This is a genomic window from Parabacteroides sp. 52 (genome assembly GCF_010500925.1).
In the GTDB taxonomy this organism is placed as follows: Bacteria; Bacteroidota; Bacteroidia; order Bacteroidales; family Tannerellaceae; genus QVMG01.
On sequence record NZ_QVMG01000006.1, the window covers coordinates 13,202 to 35,049 of the forward strand.

17 protein-coding genes are annotated in these 21,848 nt (G+C 44.2%); 12 read left to right on the forward strand and 5 right to left on the reverse strand.

Features of this window, described 5'->3' with window-relative positions; genetic code table 11:
- Positions 1 to 4 precede the first annotated feature (4 nt).
- Positions 5 to 1,354: an MATE family efflux transporter gene (locus tag D0T51_RS05215; protein ID WP_163726169.1), complete on the reverse strand. Its 1,350-nt coding sequence runs from the start codon at positions 1,352 to 1,354 to the stop codon at positions 5 to 7.
- A 93-nt stretch (positions 1,355 to 1,447) separates the two neighbouring features.
- Between D0T51_RS05215 and D0T51_RS05220 the strand changes: the two genes are divergently transcribed.
- Together D0T51_RS05220 and D0T51_RS05225 are read left to right on the forward strand one after the other, a co-directional pair.
- Positions 1,448 to 1,921: a GAF domain-containing protein gene (locus D0T51_RS05220; protein WP_163726171.1), complete on the forward strand. Its 474-nt coding sequence runs from the start codon at positions 1,448 to 1,450 to the stop codon at positions 1,919 to 1,921.
- 143 nt (positions 1,922 to 2,064) lie between these two features.
- Positions 2,065 to 2,757, forward strand: a complete 693-nt coding sequence (locus tag D0T51_RS05225; RefSeq protein ID WP_239056697.1) for a CDGSH iron-sulfur domain-containing protein — start codon at positions 2,065 to 2,067, stop codon at positions 2,755 to 2,757.
- A gap of 127 nt (positions 2,758 to 2,884) precedes the next feature.
- Here the strand turns inward: D0T51_RS05225 and D0T51_RS05230 are convergent, their stop codons facing one another.
- Positions 2,885 to 3,877: a gliding motility protein GldB gene (locus D0T51_RS05230; RefSeq protein WP_163726174.1), complete on the reverse strand. Its 993-nt coding sequence runs from the start codon at positions 3,875 to 3,877 to the stop codon at positions 2,885 to 2,887.
- A gap of 4 nt (positions 3,878 to 3,881) precedes the next feature.
- Positions 3,882 to 5,006, reverse strand: coding sequence for a DNA polymerase III subunit delta (locus D0T51_RS05235; RefSeq protein WP_163726177.1), 1,125 nt, complete (start codon positions 5,004 to 5,006; stop codon positions 3,882 to 3,884).
- Between the two features lie 462 nt (positions 5,007 to 5,468).
- Between D0T51_RS05235 and D0T51_RS05240 the strand changes: the two genes are divergently transcribed.
- On the forward strand, positions 5,469 to 6,866 hold the full coding sequence (locus D0T51_RS05240; protein ID WP_163726179.1) for a C1 family peptidase: 1,398 nt from the start codon (positions 5,469 to 5,471) through the stop codon (positions 6,864 to 6,866).
- Positions 6,867 to 7,011: 145 nt separating this feature from the next.
- On the opposite strand, the gene D0T51_RS05245 is transcribed toward D0T51_RS05240, so the two are convergent.
- Positions 7,012 to 8,232, reverse strand: coding sequence for an ectonucleotide pyrophosphatase/phosphodiesterase (locus D0T51_RS05245; protein ID WP_163726182.1), 1,221 nt, complete (start codon positions 8,230 to 8,232; stop codon positions 7,012 to 7,014).
- A 111-nt stretch (positions 8,233 to 8,343) separates the two neighbouring features.
- Between D0T51_RS05245 and D0T51_RS05250 the strand changes: the two genes are divergently transcribed.
- The 6 genes from D0T51_RS05250 to D0T51_RS05275 all read left to right on the forward strand — a co-directional run bounded on the left by D0T51_RS05250 (position 8,344) and on the right by D0T51_RS05275 (position 17,196).
- Positions 8,344 to 11,049, forward strand: a complete 2,706-nt coding sequence (locus D0T51_RS05250; protein ID WP_163726185.1) for a TonB-dependent receptor — start codon at positions 8,344 to 8,346, stop codon at positions 11,047 to 11,049.
- 21 nt (positions 11,050 to 11,070) lie between these two features.
- A complete protein-coding gene (locus tag D0T51_RS05255) occupies positions 11,071 to 12,126 on the forward strand; it encodes a hypothetical protein (RefSeq protein ID WP_163726188.1) in 1,056 nt (351 codons plus the stop codon).
- 147 nt (positions 12,127 to 12,273) lie between these two features.
- Complete coding sequence (lysS, locus tag D0T51_RS05260) at positions 12,274 to 14,004, forward strand: lysine--tRNA ligase (RefSeq protein WP_163726191.1); 1,731 nt, start codon at positions 12,274 to 12,276, stop codon at positions 14,002 to 14,004.
- 12 nt (positions 14,005 to 14,016) lie between these two features.
- On the forward strand, positions 14,017 to 15,012 hold the full coding sequence (locus tag D0T51_RS05265; RefSeq protein WP_163726195.1) for an NAD(P)H-dependent glycerol-3-phosphate dehydrogenase: 996 nt from the start codon (positions 14,017 to 14,019) through the stop codon (positions 15,010 to 15,012).
- 8 nt (positions 15,013 to 15,020) lie between these two features.
- Entirely contained in the window at positions 15,021 to 16,364 is a 1,344-nt protein-coding gene (locus D0T51_RS05270) for a glucose-6-phosphate isomerase (RefSeq protein WP_163726198.1), read from the forward strand.
- Positions 16,365 to 16,464: 100 nt separating this feature from the next.
- Positions 16,465 to 17,196 carry an HAD family phosphatase gene (locus D0T51_RS05275; protein ID WP_163726200.1) on the forward strand — a complete coding sequence of 244 codons (732 nt, stop codon included), beginning with the start codon at positions 16,465 to 16,467 and terminating at the stop codon, positions 17,194 to 17,196.
- 53 nt (positions 17,197 to 17,249) lie between these two features.
- Here D0T51_RS05275 and D0T51_RS05280 read toward each other — a convergent pair whose 3' ends face one another.
- Positions 17,250 to 19,097 carry a heparinase II/III family protein gene (locus tag D0T51_RS05280; protein WP_239056700.1) on the reverse strand — a complete coding sequence of 616 codons (1,848 nt, stop codon included), beginning with the start codon at positions 19,095 to 19,097 and terminating at the stop codon, positions 17,250 to 17,252.
- Between the two features lie 379 nt (positions 19,098 to 19,476).
- Between D0T51_RS05280 and D0T51_RS05285 the strand changes: the two genes are divergently transcribed.
- The 3 genes from D0T51_RS05285 (at position 19,477) to D0T51_RS05295 (ending at position 21,835) form a co-directional block, all read left to right on the forward strand.
- Positions 19,477 to 19,917, forward strand: coding sequence for an arginine repressor (locus D0T51_RS05285; RefSeq protein WP_163726204.1), 441 nt, complete (start codon positions 19,477 to 19,479; stop codon positions 19,915 to 19,917).
- Positions 19,918 to 20,054: 137 nt separating this feature from the next.
- Positions 20,055 to 20,606 (forward strand): GNAT family N-acetyltransferase, encoded by a 552-nt coding sequence (locus tag D0T51_RS05290; RefSeq protein ID WP_163726419.1) that lies wholly within the window; start codon positions 20,055 to 20,057, stop codon positions 20,604 to 20,606.
- Between the two features lie 26 nt (positions 20,607 to 20,632).
- The gene (locus D0T51_RS05295; RefSeq protein WP_163726207.1) at positions 20,633 to 21,835 is read left to right on the forward strand and encodes an argininosuccinate synthase; all 1,203 of its coding nucleotides are present in this window, start codon (positions 20,633 to 20,635) and stop codon (positions 21,833 to 21,835) included.
- Positions 21,836 to 21,848: the final 13 nt, after the last annotated feature.

Sequence of the window (21,848 nt, forward strand, 5' to 3'; positions counted from 1 at the left end):
AGCCTTACATTTGTTTTTTAAACTTCTTAAACTGGTTCATCAGAACAAGCCAGGTAATAGTTGCTGCTGTCAAATCGGCAAAAGGAATACTGATCCATACCCCTAAGGTACCCCAGAAGTGAGGCAAGACAATCAAAAAAGGGATTAGAAAAATCATCTGACGCGTAAGAGACAGGAATATCGATTTTTTAGGCATGCCGATAGAGAGGAAAAAGTTTGTCGCTACCACTTGAAAACCCACAATAGGGAATAAGATAAAAACAACCCGTAAGCCTTTCACGGCTATATCCGTCAATTCCTTATCGGTCGTAAATACATGAGCGATTGTAGAGGGGAAGAACTGACACAGTAAAAAACCCAAGGTAGCCACACCAATCCCCCATTTCATGGTCAGCTTGGTTACTTCCATCACCCGTTGATACAAGCGTGCACCGTAATTATATCCGGCTATCGGTTGCATTCCCTGATTCAACCCCATGATAATCATCACAAACAAAGAGGCAACCCTATTTACTATACCATAGGCTCCAATAGCCAAGTCCCCACCATGTTCTTTCAGCCCCCGGTTGATAAGTATAACCACCAGGCTGGAACAGAGATTCATTAAAAACGGAGACATACCGATTGCTAAAATGCCCTTTACCATATCCGCTTTCAAAAGATAGATCCCTTTGCGGAAATGAATCAGATGCTTCGGATTCGCAAAGTGAATGATCTGGATAGATAAAGAGATCAACTGTGAAACGACAGTTGCCCAAGCCGCCCCTTTAATGCCCCAGTCCAACACAAAAATAAAGATCGGGTTCAAGGCAACATTTACCACCACTGACAAAAGCGTCATATACATCGACATCCGAGGGTAGCCCGAAGAACGCAATACGGCATTCAAACCCAGATACATATGTGTCACCACATTACCCAACAAGATGATCTCCATATAATCGCGGGCATACGACAGGGTCTGTTCACTTGCTCCGAAGAAATAAAGTACAGGATCTAAAAAAAGAAGAGCTACTACCGAAAAGGCAATACCCAAGATCACATTCAACACCAACACATTACCCAATACCCTGTTTGCACTGGCATAATCCTTCTGTCCCAACTTTAAAGACAAAAGGGTTGCCGCACCGGCCCCAACCAACGAGCCGAAAGCGGCTGCCATATTCATGATCGGAAAGGTCAATGCCAATCCGGAAATACCCAGAGCCCCCACTCCATGACCGATAAAAATACTGTCGGCTATATTATACAACGAAGAGGCCGTCATAGCGATAATAGCCGGAATCGCATATTGAGAGAGTAAACTACTGATCTTTTCTGAACCTAAAACTAAAGGAGAATGTTCTTTTGCCATAGGGCAAAGGTAATAGGAATTATCTATCGTTGTAACCCTCCCTTTTGAATAAATGACGAGAATATGTACCTTTGCTTGAAAAACAGAACGTAGATGGCCGAAGAATTATATATCCCCACAGGAGACAAAAAAGAACAATACGAATCCCTGCTTCCACAAATCGCCTCCCTATTGCAAGGAGAAGAAGACCGGGTGGCTAATATGGCCAATATAGCCGCTGCCCTGAAACAAACATTCAACTTCTTTTGGGTTGGCTTTTACACCGTGAAAGAGAATATGCTTGTCCTGGCTCCTTTCCAGGGGCCTATTGCCTGCACACGTATACGATACGGAAAAGGGGTATGCGGAACCGCCTGGAAAGAAAAACAAACAATCCTTGTTCCCGACGTGGAAGATTTCCCCGGACATATTGCCTGCAACTCCGCCTCTCGCTCGGAAATCGTCATCCCCATCATAGAAAACGACTGCGTCACTGCCGTATTGGACATCGACAGTGATACGTTAAACAGCTTTGATCAGACCGATGCCTATTATCTGGAAAAAATAGCCCGACTCCTAACGGCATAATCAGCCGATAGCACTTTTCTTTCGCCTCCCGGTTTACGGAAAATACTTTTCTGTAACATTCTTACCGCTTAAAAATCCCTTCTTCGGTAAAACATTCCTTGTTTGAATCGGGTTAAGTAAAAACATACCCAATAAATAATAAAATGATGGAACAGGAGAATAAAAAGAAAATCCAGGTCCTTCCCAACGGGCCTTATCTGGTAAGCGGGAATATTCCTTTGAATCAATTACGCTTTGTCGGCGATAAGAAAGGTGCATCCATTGATTATAAGGAGATACAGAAGTATAAAACAGAAGAACCCTACGCCCTGTGCAGATGTGGAAGATCAAAGAACTCTCCTTTTTGTGACGGTTCGCACCTCCAGGGTTTTGACGGGACAGAAACGGCCTCACACAAAACATATGAAGAAATGGCAAGAACGATCCACGGGCAGGCTATCGACCTGATGGACGCCCAATCTCTTTGTGCCGTTGCCCGCTTTTGTGACACCTACAGCTCCACCTGGAATATGGTGGAAGAAAATACGGATCCGGAAAGTCTGGAGATTATAAAACACCAATGTAGCCATTGCCCGAGCGGACGGCTGACCGCTGTCACCAAAGAGGGGAAACGCATAGAGCCTGAATTACCACAGGAAATAAGTATACTCGAAGATATGGCAGGGGGAGTACATGGTCCGATCTGGGTGAAAGGAGGTATTCCGGTAGAAGATACACAAGGGAACATCTACCCTGTACGGAACCGGATGACTCTTTGTCGGTGTGGCAAATCGAAAAACAAACCGTTCTGTGACGGACAACATATGCGGAATAAAGGGGAATTATATGACAATTAAAGAACCCCTCTTTCATTCGCTGAACCTTTTCTCTTTACCATCTGTTATTAAGATATAGTGTTTTTCATGGTATTAGAATTAGGTTTATTAGGTATCCCGTCTTGTTCGTGAGAATGAGGCGGTTTTTTTATGGTTTATATTTTGCTGCGGATAAGATCTCCTGTGCATTTTGTTGTTGCATCAGTTGTTCCGGAGTAGCTTTCGTTTCTTCCATATACCGGCTTACCAGTTGCAAACCGATGTAAGTCCCTAAATTACCGGGAGCATTGTCTGCCAGAAAATGGGAAGGCATCGTGTCAAAATATTGCGAAGTAGTGATATGATCGGGGGTATACAGATGCTTGCGCTCGATCATGGCTTTCCATATACTGCCTTCATGTTGTTTAACCCAGGTAAGGTCTTCCTCCGAATAGGCTAGTAAATGTGCCGGATCCTCCTGCGCCAAAGCCTGGCCGACCAGGTATTTGATCTTGCCTTCGTAAACCATTCTGTCAAGCAATACATTCTCTTTCCCCGCAAAAGGATATTCACTCATCAACCATCCCGTCAGGTAGTCCTGCACGATATAAGAAGGCTGCATCTTGACCCGTTGATGATCATAGAAAAAATCCTGATACAAAGGATAATCAAAGCCCAGATACTTATCGACAGAGAGAGACAAGGTCTTTTCACCGACGACTACATTCTGGTTGAATCCCGACACATGCATATACACTTCCGGTACCGGCAAGACAGGAAGAACCGAACAGAGATAAGCCAACCCACTGCCCAATTGCTGTTCAATCTCCCCAACCTCTTCAAACCGGGCAAGGGCATCTTTATACAATTGATTGAGCGTCGGCTCAGAATAAAAGGTAAGCATCTTTTCAAAAAAACCGGGGCTATCCGGCGTCTTCATATTCAGAATGGCCCGACCCAGTATTTCCGTCATCACAGGATATTTCTGAACGAAAACAGGGAACAATGTCGAATCTCCCGTTTCGATCAAATGATAGAGATCTTTATCGAATCGATGAACAACAACAGGGTCAGCCGAAACAAACGGATTCTGTTTAGCCTGTATATTACAACCGGTCATGCATACAGACAAAAGGAAAGTCAAAAATATCTTATGTATCATCTTTTTATCGTTTAATGAGCACTGTTATCCGTAAACCCAGATCGAAAAAAACCATTTTGGCATTCACATTCTGGGCAATGTGACGTTCTGCCTTCGCCAGTTCATCCATGAGATCAAATACATTCCGTTCGTTTACATAGGGAGCGAAATTGTTTGAGAACGATTTCTCTTCCATATTCATATAGGTAATATCCGGAGATTGAAAGCGATACATGAAGTTCTCCCGTATCAGGTATTGACAGTAAACAAGGAAATTCTTCTGCCGTTCCCGACCGATACCGGCCAAGACGTCCCCCATGGCTTTCATGCCTTTCACATTTCGCGTCCAGGAGTTGCGCATCATGCCTTTGAACTGTTCGAGGAAAAAGGCATTTTCATCCCCCAAGCTGATGGCCTCCATGGCCTGCACATAACTGCCGGATGCGCGGTGTGCCACATCCTGTGCATCTTTGACCTCCAGTTTGTACTGAGACAATAAGGCTTTTTCTATGGATTCGGTAGCAATCGGACGTATAGGGATGCGTTGTGATCGTGACTGTATGGTGCCCAGGATCAGATCGGGGGCTTCAGAAACCATCAAAATAATTGTATTTGCAGGTGGTTCTTCTATGATCTTCAACAACTTATTGGCGCAGGTCTGATGCAGCTTTTCCGGCAACCAAACCAAGAGTATCCGGTATTCAGCTTCGTATATCTTCAAACTCAATTTACGAATGATCTCATCACTTTCTTTCGAATAGATGATCGCTTGTGAATTACCGGCGTCCATATGTTCCAACCAATGGTCTATCGTAAAATAGGGACGTCCTTTCAGAAAATCACGCCATTCGGGAAGGTAGTCGTCACAGACTTCTTTTTTCTTTTCTTTTTTGGATACGATAGGAAAGACAAAATGAAGATCAGGATGTGCCAACGCATCATATTTCACACAGGAAGGACATACGCCACAGGCATCCTCTTCCGTACGATGCGAACAGTTCAGGTAACGTCCATAGGCTATCGCCAGCGGAAAGGCTCCGGCTCCCCCCTGTTCTGTAAAAAGCTGTGCATGCGGCACAACCCCTGTTTGAGCCGACCGGATCAACCGCTTCTTAACCTCTTCCTGACCAATTACATCTCTGAAATACATGGATTCCCGTTTTTTCTGGATAACAAAGGTACACTTTTTGAGTCATATAATGTGAGTTCGCCAACTCTCTTTTTTATTATTGATTATAAATTGTAAATTATAATTCTTCACACTTCTTTTAGCCTCTCCCTGGGGAAGGTTTGTGAGGCTTCTAGCGGGTCTTTTCTGTTGCCGATGCGCATCGGCAACATTGCTGATCACGTTCGGCAATATTGCTGAACAGCTTCGTCTATATTGCCGATGCGCATCGGCAATAGAATTTCCCTGGTAAAAAACGTATCTAATAGATCGTTCGACACCCCCAATCCTCTATGGAAAATGAATTTTCTTTTCGGATTATACTTCGCTTTCCGTATCTTTGTCACCTAGAGAAAGGGGCGCATGCATAACGCAAAGGATTTGGGTTATGCCCCGGCTTTGACTCTTTTTAATTCATTATTCAACTAGCTAAATAAATAAATCATGAGACAAAAGAACCTATGGACATTGCTCCTGGCGTTAAGCATTTCTTTTTCGACCTTTGCACAGGAAAAAGGAGGTATCTCTGCGGAGATGTTGCAAGAAATCAAACAATCGTATAAAGAAACACCTTCGGACAAAGCCATCCGTAATGCGATCAGTAATAACGACATAAACAAGTTGGCTGTTAATGCGGATAGCAAAAACGGGGTGGATACTTACTTTTCGAACAAGGTAAACAGCAAGGGTATCACAAACCAGAAGTCATCGGGTCGTTGCTGGCTCTTTACCGGACTGAATGTTTTTCGCGCCAAAGCGATAGCCCAATACAATATGGGAGAGTTCAAGTTCTCTCCTAATTATTCTTTCTTTTGGGATCAGCTTGAAAAAGCGAACCTTTTCCTTCAGGGGATCATTGACACACGCGACAAACCGATGGATGATCGCATGGTAGAATGGTTGTTCAAGAATCCACTCAGTGACGGAGGGCAGTTTACAGGAGTATTTGACATCCTGACCAAATATGGAGTTGTGCCTGCCGATGTCATGATGGAAACAAACAGCAGCGATAATACCGGACGTATGTCCAACCTAATCGCTCTGAAGTTGAAGGAGTATGGACTACAACTCCGTGCGCAGGCCGCCCAGGGGGAAAAGCTTGGCAACCTAGATAAAAAGAAGGTAGAGATGTTGAGTACGATCTACCGCATATTGGTCTTAAACCTCGGCGAACCTCCTGTCGACTTTACCTGGACAAGATATGATGCCAAAGGGAAACCGGTGGAGACCAAAGAATATACTCCGCTCTCTTTTTTCCAGGAATATATCGGTGGAGATATCGCCAATGATTATATCCTGTTGATGAACGATCCTACGCGGGATTATTATCAGTTATACGAGATTGATTTCGACCGTCACCGCTATGATGGTAAGAACTGGACGTATGTAAACCTTCCGATTGAAGACATCAAAGAGATGGCCATAGCCTCTATCCAAGACAGCACGATGATGTATTTCTCTTGCGATGTGGGGAAATTCTTTGACAGAGAAAGAGGTATATTGGATGTGAATTATTATGACTATGGAGCTTTACTGGGCACTTCGTTCGGTATGAATAAAAAAGAACGTATCCAGACTTTTGCCAGCGGATCCTCCCACGCGATGACCTTGATGGCAGTAGACCTTAGTGCAGAAGGGAAACCCAAAAAGTGGATGGTGGAAAACAGTTGGGGACCGGGGGCAAATAACGGCCATTTGATCCTGACAGATGAATGGTTCAACGAGTATATGTTCCGCCTGGTCGTAGAGAAAAAATACATCACCGAAAAGGTAAAAGAAGTCCTGCAACAAAAACCGGTACGTTTACCGGCATGGGATCCGATGTTTGCAGAGGAGGAATAAAAGTATTCGGCGTTATACGCCGAATACTTTTAGGAGTCAGAGGAGTCAAAGGAGTTATCAGTCGCGAAGCGACTTAGGAGTTAAGTAGAATACTATATTGTAACTCCTCTAACTCCTTTGACTCCTTTAACTTCTCTAACGCCGCCTACTTCAACAATAGCTGGACATCCTCGGGACTTCCGTCGTTAGGAGCGGGTTCCAGGTTGAGTAATTGGCATATCAAGAGATAGAGATTCACATTTCCAATAGCCGGCACCCGGGCATTTTTCTTAAAAGAAGGACCGGTGGCATAGAAGATTGCCTCCATGGTCGGTTCAAAATTATCATAACCATGAGTAGCCGCATAACGCGGACGGGATTCCGGACGGAACTGCACATACGTACCGATATCGGGGATGACAACAAGATCTCCGACACGGGGATGTTTTCCATAAATGAACTTTTCCGGCACTTCCTCTTTCTTATACGCTTTGATATGCGGTACGGTTTGTAATATTTCATAAGCCGTTTCGCGGTAACTCTCTTTAGTATATAATAAGGTAGGCACCCCATCGAAGACAAAATCGAAACTATCACGCGGCAGATAATCATTCAGGTTCACATAATTCTCCGGATAATAAGTAGCCATGCCATGATCCGAGAGAACAATAAAATCTATTTTTTTGAAATTATCCAATTTACGTGCTTCGGCAAAAAAATACCCTAACAATTGATCCAACTCTTCTACGACAGCCATCGTTGCCGACGAATCGGGGGTTGCCCGGTGTCCGATCGCATCCGGCTCTTCAATATACCACATGATCAGATGCGGGCGGGTCTCTTCCGGCAATTGCAGCCAGGCAAGGACAGAATCGGCACGGTTTTTAAAGGGCACCTTACTGTCGAATGGTTTCCAGATAGAAGGTTGCATACCCTGCACAGGCGTTTCACTACCCACCCAGAAGAAAGAAGCGGCTTTCACTCCTTGTTTCTGTGCCGTATTCCAGATAGGCTCTCCTCCATAAAAGTCCGGATTGGCTACCGCCTCCCGGTTGCCAATGGTATATATTTTATCCAAGTCCTCTGCATAAAAGAAATTATTAACCAATCCATGATGATCCGGATGCAGACCGGTAGCCATCGAATAATGATTGGAAAAGGTCACACTGGGAAAACAGGGACGGAAAGCAGCACGCACCCCTACCTGCTCCAATGAATCCAAAGTAGGCGTATATGCCTTTTCCGGATAATCCGAACGAAAGCCATCCAAGGATAAGACAACGACATAACGATCTGAATAAGGACCTTGGGGAGAATGTGTACAGGCGTAACTGAGGGCGATGGCGAATAAGCCAAGGCAAAAACGGATAAAAGAAATTCTTTTCATGTGCATTTAATATATAGAAAACAAAGGTAATTCAAAATTCATTGTTTTGTAACAGAAAGAATCGAAATACTCTGTATATTTGTATATATATATTAATAGTAAAACGCAATTATGAAGAAGTTTGTTATTCATTTCTTTTTAATGAGTATATTGACAATTTGTTGTGCCTTTTCGGCATATGCTCAAATCACCGTAACGGGCAAAGTAGTAGACGCCGACAATGGAGAGGCATTGATTGGGGCTACCGTCATGCAAAAAGGCACAAACGTGGGTGTGGTAACGAATCTGGACGGGGATTTCGAACTGAAAGTACCCTCAGGTGTCACCCTTGTATTCCGCTCATTGGGTTATAAAGACCTGACGCGTATTGTTTCCGGTACAGGAAAAGTGAGTTTAGGTGTGATCCAGATGGAGGTTGACGCCATCGGATTGGCGGACGTCACGATCACCTCCTCTATTGCGACCGCGCGTAAAACCCCTGTGGCTCTTTCGACCATCGACCCGGCGATCATCGACGAACGGCTGGGCTCCAAAGAGTTTCCTGAAATATTAAAACTGACTCCCGGCGTGCATGTCATCCGTGACGGAGGGGGCTTTGGAGATGCCAAAACCAATGTGCGCGGTTTCAAATCCGAGAACGTGGCCGTCATGGTAAACGGAGTACCCGTCAACGATATGGAATGGGGAGGTGTTTACTGGAGCAACTGGGCCGGCTTATCGGATGTCACCCGTTCCATGCAGGTACAACGTGGGCTGGGAGCCTCCAAGGTGTCTTCACCTTCTGTCGGAGGATCTATCAATATCGTAACCCGTACCATTGATGCCAAAAAAGGAGGTTTTGCCAGTTATGGCATAGGTACTCACGGGGAGAACAAACTTCTTTTTTCTGTTTCGACAGGGTTGACAAAAGACGGATGGGCTTTCACCCTGATGGGGGGAAAGAACTGGGGAGAAGGTTATGTGCAAGGCACTGAGTTCGAATCTTATTCCTATTTTGTCAATATAGCCAAACGTTTCAATGACGCTCACCAGTTGTCACTTACCGGCTTCGGGGCTCCTCAGGTACACAACCAGCGTAGTTCATACGACGGGCTCTCTATCCAAGGATGGCAGGATGTGCAAAAATACATGGAACCCGACCAGCAATACAGATACAACCCGACCTATGGTTTTGGTAAAAACGGAGAACGCAAAACTTCTGCGAGAAACAAATACCATAAACCGCAGATCTCCCTGAATCATATGTGGCAGATAGACAACACCTCCTCCCTGAGTACTGCCCTTTACCTGTCTATCGGTGGCGGTGGCGGTTATAGCGGCCAGGGAACCAGTGCCTATTCAGGCTCCTGGTATGGTACGACAAACGGTGTACTGAACACGCAATTCCGTCATGCCGATGGCACTTTCGCTTATGACCAGATACAAGAGATGAACGAAAACAGCAAAAACGGTTCGGAGATGATTATGTCTCTTTCAAAGAATGAACATAAATGGTATGGCCTCTTGTCGACCTATTCCAAAACATTGAGTGAGAATATCGAACTTACGGGAGGTATCGACGGACGTTATTACATTGGTACCCATACGAATGAAATCATAGACCTGTACAACGGAGCTTATTATATAGACCGTAACCGGGCCAATGTGAAGGCGGAAAACAACAAAGCGGCATCCGATCCCGGATTTAAGACCCGGAAATTGTCTGTAGGGGATGTCGTTTATCGTGACTACGACGGCTACGTTGTTCAGGGAGGTCTCTTCGGACAAGTGGAATATAATACGGAGAAGCTGAGTACATTCGTTTCAGGTTCGTTGAACGAAACCAGCCAATGGCGTTACGACCGCTTCTATTATGATAAAGACCATGCCAAATCCGAATCGGTAAACAAAGTAGGATTTAACGTGAAAGGCGGGGCCAATTACAACCTGGATGCATACCACAACGTGTTTGCCAATATCGGTTACATCAGTCGTGCTCCCTTCTTCTCAGGAGGAGCCTTTCTACAGTCAACGACCAGCAATGCGGTGAATAAAAATGCTGTCAACGAAAAGATTTTCAGTGTGGAGTTAGGTTATGGTTTCCGTTCGTCTTTCCTGACAGCCAACCTGAATATTTATCATACCCAATGGACAGATAAAACAATGGCACGTTCGGGCGATTACACCAAAAACGGTACAGCCGATCGTTATACAGTCAATATGCAAGGAGTGAACGCTACCCACCAAGGGATTGAGTTAGATCTTCTGGCGCAGCCTTTCCCATGGTTAGACCTGACCGGTATGCTCTCCATAGGCAACTGGCGCTGGAGCAACAATGCCAGTGGATATTTCTTTAATTCTTCGGGGCAGCCTATCACTACGGATTACGAAGTGGCATCCGGTATAGGGGCTCCCGATCATGCCAAAACAGTCTTTGAATTAAAAGGGGTGAAAGTGGGTGGCTCGGCCCAGACAACAGCAGCCTTGGGTGTGAAGTTCAAACCCATAACAGGTTTACGCTTGGGTGCCGATTGGTATTTGTATGCTCGTAACTATGCAGACTGGATGCCAAGCAGCAGCGACCTTCAGATAGGAGGAGAAAAGCCGTTTGCTACCCCCTGGCGTATTCCATCAGCCAATACATTGGATGTTTTTGCAAGCTACTCATTCACGATCGGTTCTTTGCCGACGACCTTATTTGGAAATATCACGAATATCTTCAACCAGGAATATGTAGAGAGTGCTTATAACGGTTCTTCCAATGATTGGGAAACAGCCTACCGGGTATTCTACGGCTTGGGCCGCCAAATGAGTTTACGTCTTAAAGTTGAATTCTAATCCTACGAAATAAGTTTGATCATGAAAAGAATAAATATATTTAGTTTATTAATGACCGTCTTATTCATGGCGGGATGCGACTATAACGATAAATATTTCGACGGTTATGACGGGAACGAAATAAAAGATATAGTCCAATATGAAGGCGTCTATGCCGGAACCTATCCGGAAATAGGTTATTTTACCGACAAGAGTCTTTTGGAAACCGGGGTAGATAAAATGTTAAAAGACACCTTTAAATATGTAGATGCAGGATCGACAGCTAAGATCGCTATCCGGTATGGCGATATCACTCCGGGCCTTTCTGCGACAGATATGTTTGCAGCCGACTATAACTACACATTGGAAAAAGCAGATTACAATGCGATGGGGGAAGCCTCGGGTGAACCCGGCAGATATGATAACTTTGACAGCTATATGGATATAAACCATTATATCTCTATTTTCCTCAAGAACCGTTATCCCTATGCATTGGCCAATAAAACAGCCGCAGTCACTTACACCTATTATGCAAGCGGGGCAACCACGACCCCTTTGCGCATCTATAAAAGCGATGGTAGCGATTGGCATTTCTTCGACCCCTATGCAGATGTAGTGGAGGTATCGACAAAAACAGCGGAAATGGCATTCAACGGTACAGACTGGAAACTGCAACGTTTGTTGGGTGGTTCTCTGAAAATAACGATTCAAACAGAAGAGCTGGCTCTTTTGGTCGATTGGGTAAAAGCCCATAAACCCGAATACATGAAAGATGAAAAGAATGAATTCTATTACGGAGCTTCTACTCAACACGGAAATATCAACAATAGCTACAGTAATTGGAAATCCAATGATCCCCATAAGGAATATGCAGGTAAAAGCGATAGCGAATTGCAGGCACTTATGGATGAACGCCTGGCTTCCGGTCTGATAGAGCTCGTATTGCCTCAACTTATTACCAAGCCGGATTCCGGCATGAGTTACAATGTCGTTTACGCTATTTACGGAGGACGGGGACGAGGTAATTATGTGATGTCGTTTATGTATAATGAAGAGAAGAAAAGTTTTGAACTTGCTGCAGGTCCGGTAATGCAATAAAAAATGAATAAATAAAAACAAAGGGCTGTTCCATTTTACTTTTTGGAACAGCCCTTTTGTTATTACTTACGCCAAAGATAATCTTTTACTCCTTATAATAGGAAAAGTTTTGTACTTTTGCGCCATATTACACAAAATAGTAGCATAATGAATCTCTTAGAACTGAGCGAACAGGAAGTGATCAGACGTAATAGCATGGAGCAATTACGTCAAATGGGGATTGAACCTTATCCCGCAGCCGAGTATACAACCAATGCATATTCTACCGAAATAAAAAAATCTTTCAAAGACGAAGACGCGCGTCGCCATGTCCAGATTGCCGGACGTATCATGGGGCGTCGTATCATGGGGAAAGCTTCTTTTATGGAATTGCAGGACTCTGAAGGACGCATCCAGGTATATATATCCCGGGATGATCTTTGTCCGGGAGAGGATAAGGAATTATACAATACTGTTTTTAAGAAATTGTTGGATATTGGAGATTTTGTCGGTGTGAAAGGATATGTATTCCGTACACAGATGGGAGAAATATCTATACATGCAGAAGAGCTGACTGTTTTATCGAAATCCCTTCGGGTACTGCCTATCGTGAAAATGAAAGACGGAGTGGTATATGACGGATTCAATGATCCGGAGTTACGTTATCGTCAGCGTTATGTCGACCTGATTGTAAACGAAGGCGTAAAGGATGTATTCCTCAAACGTACCAAAGTGTTCAATTCGATGCGCGAGTTCTTGAATAAACATGGGTATATCGAAGTAGACACCCCGGTATTACAAAGTATTCCCGGAGGAGCTACCGCCAGACCGTTCATCACACATCATAACGCCCTGGACATCCCGTTATACCTGCGTATAGCCAATGAATTATATCTGAAACGTCTGATTGTCGGAGGTTTTGAAGGCGTCTATGAGTTCAGCCGCAACTTCCGGAATGAAGGAATGGACCGTACGCATAATCCGGAATTTACGGTTATGGAATTTTATGCTGCTTATAAAGACTATAACTGGATGATGGACTTCACAGAACAAATGCTGGAAAAGATTTGCATGGATGTGCATGGTACCACCAAAGTGATGATGGGAGAGAAAGAAATTGATTATAAAGCACCGTACCCACGGGTGACGATGATTGACTCCATCAAACATTTTACCGGAATCGATATCAGTGGCATGAACGAAGAGCAGTTGCGTGAAGTATGTCAAAAGCTGGGAGTAGAACAAGATGAGACAATGGGTAAAGGGAAATTGATCGACGCAATCTTCGGAGATAAATGCGAAGGCAATTATATCCAACCTACTTTTATCATAGACTATCCGATCGAGATGTCTCCATTAACCAAAAAGCACCGGAACAACCCGGAACTGACGGAACGTTTTGAATTGATGGTTAACGGAAAAGAACTGGCCAATGCTTATTCGGAGTTGAACGATCCTATCGATCAACGCATCCGCTTTGAAGATCAATTGAAGCTAAGTGAGAAAGGAGACGATGAGGCGATGTTTATCGACCAGGACTTCTTGCGTTCATTGGAATACGGTATGCCTCCTACAAGCGGTATCGGTATCGGTATGGACCGCTTGGTGATGTTCATGACCGGACAGGAAAGTATTCAGGAAGTGATGTTCTTCCCGCAAATGCGCCCGGAGAAAGTCATTAAGAAAGACAGTACAGATAAGTATGAAGCCCTCGGTATACCGACAGAATGGGTAGCTGTCATTCAGAAAATAGGATATATAACGATTGAATCTCTTAAAGGACAAAACCCGGAAAAACTAAGACAGGAGCTTTGCGGACAAAACAAAAAGCATAAACTGGAACTTCAGAATCCGACACAGGAAGAGGTAAACAACTGGCTAATAAAAGCAGAAAATTAAAATCCGAACACCATGACTTTACCCGGGAAAATAGCAATAATGGGGGGAGGTAGCTGGGCTACGGCTTTAGCCAAGATTGTGCTTTCTACACAAGATAGTATCAACTGGTATATGCGACGGTCCGAGTTGATTGATGAATTCAAACAAGTGGGGCATAACCCGAATTATCTGACTTCAGTCAAGTTCGACACCGATAAGATCCACTTTTACTCTAACATAAATCAGGTCATCAATGATTCGGACACATTGATATTTGCAACTCCATCTCCTTTCCTGAAGCAACACCTGAAAAAGATTAAATCCCCCCTGAGTGAAAAGTTTATTATCTCAGCCATCAAAGGCATTGTGCCGGATGACAATATGCTTATTACGGATTACTTTGCAGCATACTACAAGGTACCGCATGAGAATATCGCCATTATCGGAGGTCCTTGCCATGCGGAAGAGGTCGCTTTCGAGCGCTTGTCTTATATCACTCTGGCCTGTTCGGATATAGAAAAGGTAAAAACTCTGTCCGGGGTATTCAGCAATCATTATTTAGGGAACACCTTATCTGAAGATGTCATTGGCATTGAATATGCCGCTGTCTTGAAAAATGTATATGCGATAGTTGCCGGTATATGCCATGGCATGAAGTACGGAGACAACTTCCAGGCCTTGTTCCTGACAAACGCTATCAAAGAGATGCGCCGTTTCATTGACGCTATCCATCCGATCGACCGGGATATTACCGACTCGGTGTACCTGGGAGACTTATTGGTGACTGCCTATTCCCGCTTCAGTCGAAACCGGACATTTGGTACGATGATTGGAAAAGGCTATTCTGTGAAGACGGCTCAACTGGAGATGGAAATGATTGCAGAGGGATATTTCGGAACCAAATGTATCTATGAGATTAATGAAAAATACAAAGTGGATATGCCTATCTTAAATGCTCTTTACGATATTTTATACAATCGTAAATCAGCCGTATCGGTTATCCGCCAATTGACAAAGACGTTTAAATAATAATAAAAATGAAAAGTATTAGTCTTAACATCGACAAAGCTTTGGGAATAATAAGCAAAGAGCAGGTATACGCTCAGGAAGCCAAGGCAAATGCATGTAATGCCCTTCTGAATAGTGGAAAGGGTGCAGGAAATGATTTTTTAGGTTGGTTACACCTTCCCTCTTCTATTACCGAAGCTGAACTAACGGATATAGAAGATACGGCTGCCGTACTTCGTGCCAAATGCAACGTAGTCGTAGTCATTGGTATCGGCGGAAGTTATCTGGGCACAAAAGCGGTTGTTGAAGCATTGAATAACAGCTTTGACTGGCTGCAAACAGATTGTATGAATCCAATCCTCCTCTATGCCGGACAGAATATTGGCGAGGATTATTTGTACGAACTGACAGAAATACTCAAAGACAAGAAATTCGGTATTATCAATATCTCTAAATCCGGAACAACAACAGAACCGGCTTTGGCCTTCCGTATCCTGAAAAAACAACTGGAAGATGCCGTAGGAAAAGACGAAGCCAAACAACGGATTGTAGCCATTACGGATGCAAAAAAAGGGGCTTTGCGTATATTAGCTGATCAGGAAGGATACAAAACCTTTGTCATTCCGGACAATGTAGGTGGACGTTTCTCCGTATTAACACCTGTGGGGTTATTACCCATCGCAGTTGCTGGTATCAATATCCGGGAGTTAGTCGCCGGAGCCGTATCGATGGAGAAAGCAACAGGAACGGACGTTCCGTTCGCTCAAAACATGGCAGCTATCTATGCCGCTACCCGCAATGAACTCTATAAGAGTGGAAAGAAAATTGAAATATTAGCTAATTTCCACCCGAAACTACACTACATCGCTGAATGGTGGAAACAACTTTACGGAGAAAGCGAAGGAAAAGAAGGAAAAGGTATTTTCCCGGCTTCTGTCGATCTGACCACAGACCTGCACTCTATGGGACAATGGATACAAGATGGAGAACGTACCATTTTTGAAACGGTTATCTCCGTAGAGAACCCGGATCACAAAGTCATCGTTCCGATGGACGAAGCCGACCTGGACGGTCTTAATTTCCTGGCAGGCAAACGGGTAGACGAAGTAAACAAAATGGCGGAACTGGGTACACAATTGGCACACGTCGACGGAGGTGTTCCCAATATTAAGATCACCTTGCCCGAAGTAAGCCCTTATTCTATCGGTCAACTTTTCTATTTCTTTGAAGTGGGTTGCGGTATCAGTGGGTATATGCTTGGCGTAAATCCTTTCGACCAACCCGGGGTAGAAGCTTACAAAAAGAATATGTTCGCCCTGTTGAACAAACCCGGATTTGAAAAAGAATCGGAAGCGATCAAAAAGAAATTATAAATTATCAATTATAAATTACAAGGTTGATAGTAGAGTTCACAAAGCTCTACTACCAACCTTTGTAATTTACAATTTATAATTAACAATTAATAATTACCCCATGCTATCTTCTCCCCTCCAACAATACCTAAATAAAAGCGGATATACTTCATTTCATCCCCAAGCTGTTCTTTTCGACATGGACGGCGTTCTTTACGATTCCATGCCCTATCATGTGCAAGCCTGGTCGGAGACGGCTATTCATCATGCATTGAAGCATACTCCCGAAGACTTTTATCTTTTCGAAGGACGGACCGGCGAAGGCACGATCCAGGAACTTTTCCAACGTACATTCAAACGCAATGCCACCCCGGAAGAATGTGAAGCCATCTATAAAGAAAAAGCCGAACGTTTCAACAGTTACAACCAGGGAGCCACTATGAAAGGTGCGGCCGAGGTACTGGCGAAAGTTAAGGCATACGATCTACAGACCTTAGTGGTAACCGGTTCAGGCCAACACAGTCTGATCGATAAACTAAACCATGATTTCCCCGGTTACTTTGTCCGTGAGAAGATGGTGACAGCCTACGATGTGAAACGCGGCAAACCCGATCCCGAACCTTACCTGATGGGCTTGGAAAAAGCCGGAGTCAAAGCCAACGAAGCCCTTGTTGTTGAAAACGCTCCTATGGGAGTACAGGCCGCCGTCGCTGCCGGAATCTTTACCATCGCCGTCAACACAGGTCCCCTACCCGACTCCGTACTTTGGGACGCCGGGGCCAATCTCCTTTTTCACGATATGACAGAGCTGGAGATGAATTGGGAATCAATCATGCATGCTCTCCTTTCGTAAGGATTGCACATCCATATACGGACCGGCAATGGGGAATTTATTTTCCAGCGTTTCTATTCATTCTTACTTTTACTGCTTAGGTTCACAACTATCACTTGCTCCTTCTGTCCTGTCACCGTCACTTGTAATAAACGATATCCGTCAACGGGTTTTTCTTTCTCCGTAAAGGTCTTCGCCGGCACCGATGTAAATACTGCATTCTGCGGGGAGAGTATTTCCAGGTAAAAGCATTTACCATTCTTACTTAACTCGGCATTCTTGCCCTCACACTTCACATTGGCGGCCGTAATCATACTCCAGGTGATCTCCTGAGAAGAGGTATGCAGGTTGACTTTATCCGTTATCGTTACCGAAGCATCATCTGTCAATGTATATGTACGCAGAACGGAGTTGGCCTGTCCCTCATAGGCGGATGTCATATCAATCGTAAAAAATGGCTGTATTGTTTCCTTCTTATAGTCAATCACATCTCCTCGTCCGGCTGCATATTGAATCTTCCCGTCGATAGCCAAAGTATTATGACTGAAATTAGTATTTCGGAAATAGGTCCATCGCTGTCCGTCTGGCTTATAATCCCAGAAACCCGGTAAGTCATAGCTATCTGCCCCCAGGTCGTCACTCCAACGCACCCCGTCTGATTCTACTATAAAAGTACCTACATCCATTTGCTGATGCGCTTCATCCGGATCACCTCCCTTGGCAATCAAATAAATGGAATGCGGAGTCGTTCCTTTTCCTTTCAATACGGCTATATCATTGATTCCTTTATACACATTCAACTTCGACGAAACACTTTCCGCTGTATAAGGAGAGTTATCAAACCACGGCAAAGCCAGATAGAGAAACCGTTCATTCGCTCTTTTCCCCTTTAACAAACGGGTTAAAGTATTTCGATAGAAAGCAGCCACTTCCGGTTGGTTAAAATGTCTACTAAAAAAGAAAAAAGTAGGCCCTGTATCAGGTGAGGTTCCTCCGGAATTGGCAAAATTAAATATTCTTCCGGAAGGGCTGGTCGAGTGGATATAATACAAGGCTGTTTTATGGATCCCTTCCAAAGCCGAAAGTCCAAAGTCCTGCCCCAAATTACTGTTTAAGACGGAAAGAAGCAATGACAAATAAATATTAGTATATCCCCAGTAAGCCGGTCCTTCATAACACACCCCGTCGGGGGCAAAGTGCTGCAGACAATTAGGGGTATATTTGACAGCATGACGAATAATCGTTTCGGTCAACTCCGGATATTCCTCTGCGATAGCCATCGCCCCCATCACCATGCCGGTATTACATACCACATTCCAATTGGTTTCCCGCTTCGCCCATGATCCGGCCGTACCCACGGCATATTCTTTGATAGCTAGGTCTAAGGCTTTGGTTTTGATCGATTGTACAATTAGTTCTTTAGTTGTATCCTCCAAATCGGCATATAACCAATCATAGCCTATTGCCACCGCTGTCGTCATCTCAGCTACATCCAAGTAATGTTGGGGGTTCCAGTTTGGAAAACCACAGACATTCACCAATTCCACCTCTGCTTTTTCCAGATAGCGGTGATCAGCAGACAACCGGTATGCCATCGACAATGTGATCATACGAAAGATCTGATCCCGACTGATCCCCAGCATATCCGGAATATACCCGTTTCGCAGAGAATACTGTTGCACGGGAACAGATAACAAAGAATCGGCATCATGCAGTAATCCGGCATACAACTCTTCTGCCAAAGGAATCATTCTGATTCGTTCTTTTACGTTTCCTTCCTGCTCTTTCGAGAATAACAAACGTGGATGTGGTAATACTTCCTGTTCAAATACAACTGTCGTGGGAACAACCACTTGCCCTTTACATGCAATGCAAAAAGTAAGTACTAAAAAGAGAAGAGTTTTTTTTATTCGTGTTTTCATCTTATTATAGGTGTGTGTGTTTCTTTATTAACCGGCTATAACGGAGCAAAGCTTCTCAAAAAGAATAATTTCCAGAATTCAAAGATACATCTATTTCTACTTTATGCGTAATTGTGACGTCGTTTATAATTTACAATTTACAATTAAAAAGAGGTATTTCTGTCTGGAAACACCTCTTTTTTACTGTTGATAGCTATCGTCAGTACTGTCCATAGCTATCAACAGTACTGTCGACAATTATCAACAGTACTGCCGACGATCGTCGACAGTCAAATTATCCTTGCCTGATCTTCGCTTATTTCTTAAAAAGAACAGTCGATTTGTATATTTATTCAATCAATCATTGTATATTTGCACCCTATTTGCATAAATATACAAGATGAATGGTAAAAAAGAACGGTTAGAATCTATCCGGCAAATCATACAGAAAGAGATAATAGGCAATCAGGAAGAGCTACTCAACAAACTGAATGAGAGAGGCTTTTCGGTTACCCAAGCAACTCTTTCACGGGATATCAAACTCTTGAATATTGTGAAGATTGCAGATAGTGAAGGGAATTATGTCTATCGGTTGCCCGACTATTCTGTATTCATACAATCGAGTACAGAGAAGGTGGATCATCCGAGTATTGAATTTTCCGGTGGTCTGGCTGTCGTAAAAACACGTCCCGGATATGCTATGGGGATAGCATCCGATATTGACACACATGCCCCAAGAGAAATACTGGCGACCATCGCCGGGGATGATACCATATTAATCGTTCCGCGCGAAGGGATTAGTCGTAGTGAGATAGTGAAGGCGTTGGAGCCGTTTATTTAATTATAAATTATTAATTGTAAATTATAAATCATACCAAGAGCCAGGAAAAGGGAAAGACAAGGTGCCTTTTGTGCTTACAATTTATAATTTACAATTTACAATTAGCTAAGGTGGAAGAAAAGATTGAAATTGATGTAATGGTTGCCGATGCCTCACATGAGGTTTACGTAGACGAGATATTGGATACGATCGAGGCAGCTGCGAAAGTACGGGGCACAGGTATTGCCAAGCGTACGCATGATTATCTGGCAACAAAAATGAAAGAGGGCAAAGCGATTATCGCCTTGGCTGGAGATGAGTTTGCCGGGTTTACTTACATTGAGTCCTGGGGCAACAAGCAGTATGTGGCCACTTCGGGATTGATTGTTCCGGATAAATTCCGTCATATGGGCTTAGCCAAACGGATCAAGGCAGCCTCTTTTGCCCTGGCGCGTTTGAGATGGCCTAAGGCGAAACTGTTCAGTCTGACTTCCGGTGGTGCGGTAATGAAAATGAATACCGAATTGGGATATGTGCCGGTTACGTTCAGCGAGCTGACCGACGACGAAGCTTTCTGGCGCGGCTGTGAAGGCTGTATCAACCACGATGTATTGGTGCGCACCGGACGTAAATATTGCATTTGTACCGCCATGTTATTCGATCCGAGCGATCCACACCGGGCGGCACGGGAAGCCAACAAAAACAAGTAAATAAATAATTAATAAACGATATAAAGATGAAAAAGAAAGTTGTTTTAGCATTCAGTGGAGGGTTGGACACCTCTTTCTGCGCAATGTACCTATCCAAAGACAAAGGTTATGAAGTGTATACCGCCCTGGCGAATACCGGTGGATTCACTGCCGAAGAGTGTAAAGCGATCGAAGAAAGAGCCTTGAAACTGGGTGCGGTAAAACACGTAACCATCAACGTAGAAGAGGAATACTACGAGAAGAGTATCAAATACATGGTCTACGGAAACGTATTGCGTAACGGTACCTACCCGATATCGGTAAGTTCCGAACGGGTATTCCAGGCTTTGGCAATCATCAATTACGCCAAAGAAATCGGCGCCGATGCCGTAGCACACGGCAGTACCGGAGCAGGCAACGACCAGGTACGTTTCGACCTGACTTTCGAAGTGATCGCTCCCAATATCGAGATCATCACTCCTACCCGTGATATGAATTTGAGCCGCGAGTACGAAATCAACTACCTCAAAGAACATGGTTACGAAGCTGACTTTGTGAAGATGGAATACTCTATCAACAAAGGATTGTGGGGAACCAGTGTCGGCGGTAAAGAAACGCTTCATTCCAATCAGACACTGCCCGACACGGCTTATCCTTCGCAGTTGGAAGCCGAAGAGGAAGTGGAAGAAGATATGTTTATCGACTTCAAAGACGGAGAGATCGTGGGTGTTAACGGAGAGATGTTCGACAGCAAGGTGGATGCCATCCGCCGCGTGGAAGAATTGGGTAGCCGTTGGGCAATCGGCCGCGATATGCACGTGGGCGATACAATCATCGGTATCAAAGGCCGCGTAGGTTTCGAAGCAGCCGGTCCATTACTGATTATCAACGCACATAAAATGCTGGAGAAACATACCCTAACCAAATGGCAACAATACTGGAAAGACCAATTAGGCAACTGGTATGGCATGTTCCTGCACGAGGCACAATACCTCGAACCGGTCATGCGCGATATGGAAGCGTTCCTCGAAAGCAGCCAGCGTAATGTAACCGGACGGGTGATCATCACCTTGCGTCCGTATACCTATACATTGGTCGGTGTTGAAACAGATCACGACCTGATGAAAAGCGATTTTGGTGTGTACGGTGAAGAGCAAAAAGCGTGGACAGCCGACGATGTGAAAGGCTTCACACGGATTCTGGGCAATCAAATGAAAATCTATTATAACGTTAATGACAAAAGTCATTAACTCAATTATAAAT

Excerpts from the sequence above, each read along its gene's own strand:
- D0T51_RS05275 (WP_163726200.1), top strand. The coding sequence starts at position 16,465 with ATGCTATCTTCTCCCCTCCAACAATACCTAAATAAAAGCGGATATACT.
- D0T51_RS05290 (WP_163726419.1), top strand. The coding sequence starts at position 20,055 with ATGGTTGCCGATGCCTCACATGAGGTTTACGTAGACGAGATATTGGAT.
- D0T51_RS05240 (WP_163726179.1), top strand. The coding sequence starts at position 5,469 with ATGAGACAAAAGAACCTATGGACATTGCTCCTGGCGTTAAGCATTTCT.
- D0T51_RS05220 (WP_163726171.1), top strand. The coding sequence starts at position 1,448 with ATGGCCGAAGAATTATATATCCCCACAGGAGACAAAAAAGAACAATAC.
- D0T51_RS05250 (WP_163726185.1), top strand. The coding sequence starts at position 8,344 with ATGAAGAAGTTTGTTATTCATTTCTTTTTAATGAGTATATTGACAATT.
- D0T51_RS05230 (WP_163726174.1), bottom strand. The coding sequence starts at position 3,877 with ATGATACATAAGATATTTTTGACTTTCCTTTTGTCTGTATGCATGACC.
- D0T51_RS05295 (WP_163726207.1), top strand. The coding sequence starts at position 20,633 with ATGAAAAAGAAAGTTGTTTTAGCATTCAGTGGAGGGTTGGACACCTCT.
- D0T51_RS05225 (WP_239056697.1), top strand. The coding sequence starts at position 2,065 with ATGATGGAACAGGAGAATAAAAAGAAAATCCAGGTCCTTCCCAACGGG.
- D0T51_RS05270 (WP_163726198.1), top strand. The coding sequence starts at position 15,021 with ATGAAAAGTATTAGTCTTAACATCGACAAAGCTTTGGGAATAATAAGC.
- D0T51_RS05215 (WP_163726169.1), bottom strand. The coding sequence starts at position 1,354 with ATGGCAAAAGAACATTCTCCTTTAGTTTTAGGTTCAGAAAAGATCAGT.
- D0T51_RS05245 (WP_163726182.1), bottom strand. The coding sequence starts at position 8,232 with ATGAAAAGAATTTCTTTTATCCGTTTTTGCCTTGGCTTATTCGCCATC.
- D0T51_RS05280 (WP_239056700.1), bottom strand. The coding sequence starts at position 19,097 with ATGAAAACACGAATAAAAAAAACTCTTCTCTTTTTAGTACTTACTTTT.
- D0T51_RS05285 (WP_163726204.1), top strand. The coding sequence starts at position 19,477 with ATGAATGGTAAAAAAGAACGGTTAGAATCTATCCGGCAAATCATACAG.
- lysS (WP_163726191.1), top strand. The coding sequence starts at position 12,274 with ATGAATCTCTTAGAACTGAGCGAACAGGAAGTGATCAGACGTAATAGC.
- D0T51_RS05255 (WP_163726188.1), top strand. The coding sequence starts at position 11,071 with ATGAAAAGAATAAATATATTTAGTTTATTAATGACCGTCTTATTCATG.
- D0T51_RS05235 (WP_163726177.1), bottom strand. The coding sequence starts at position 5,006 with ATGTATTTCAGAGATGTAATTGGTCAGGAAGAGGTTAAGAAGCGGTTG.
- D0T51_RS05265 (WP_163726195.1), top strand. The coding sequence starts at position 14,017 with ATGACTTTACCCGGGAAAATAGCAATAATGGGGGGAGGTAGCTGGGCT.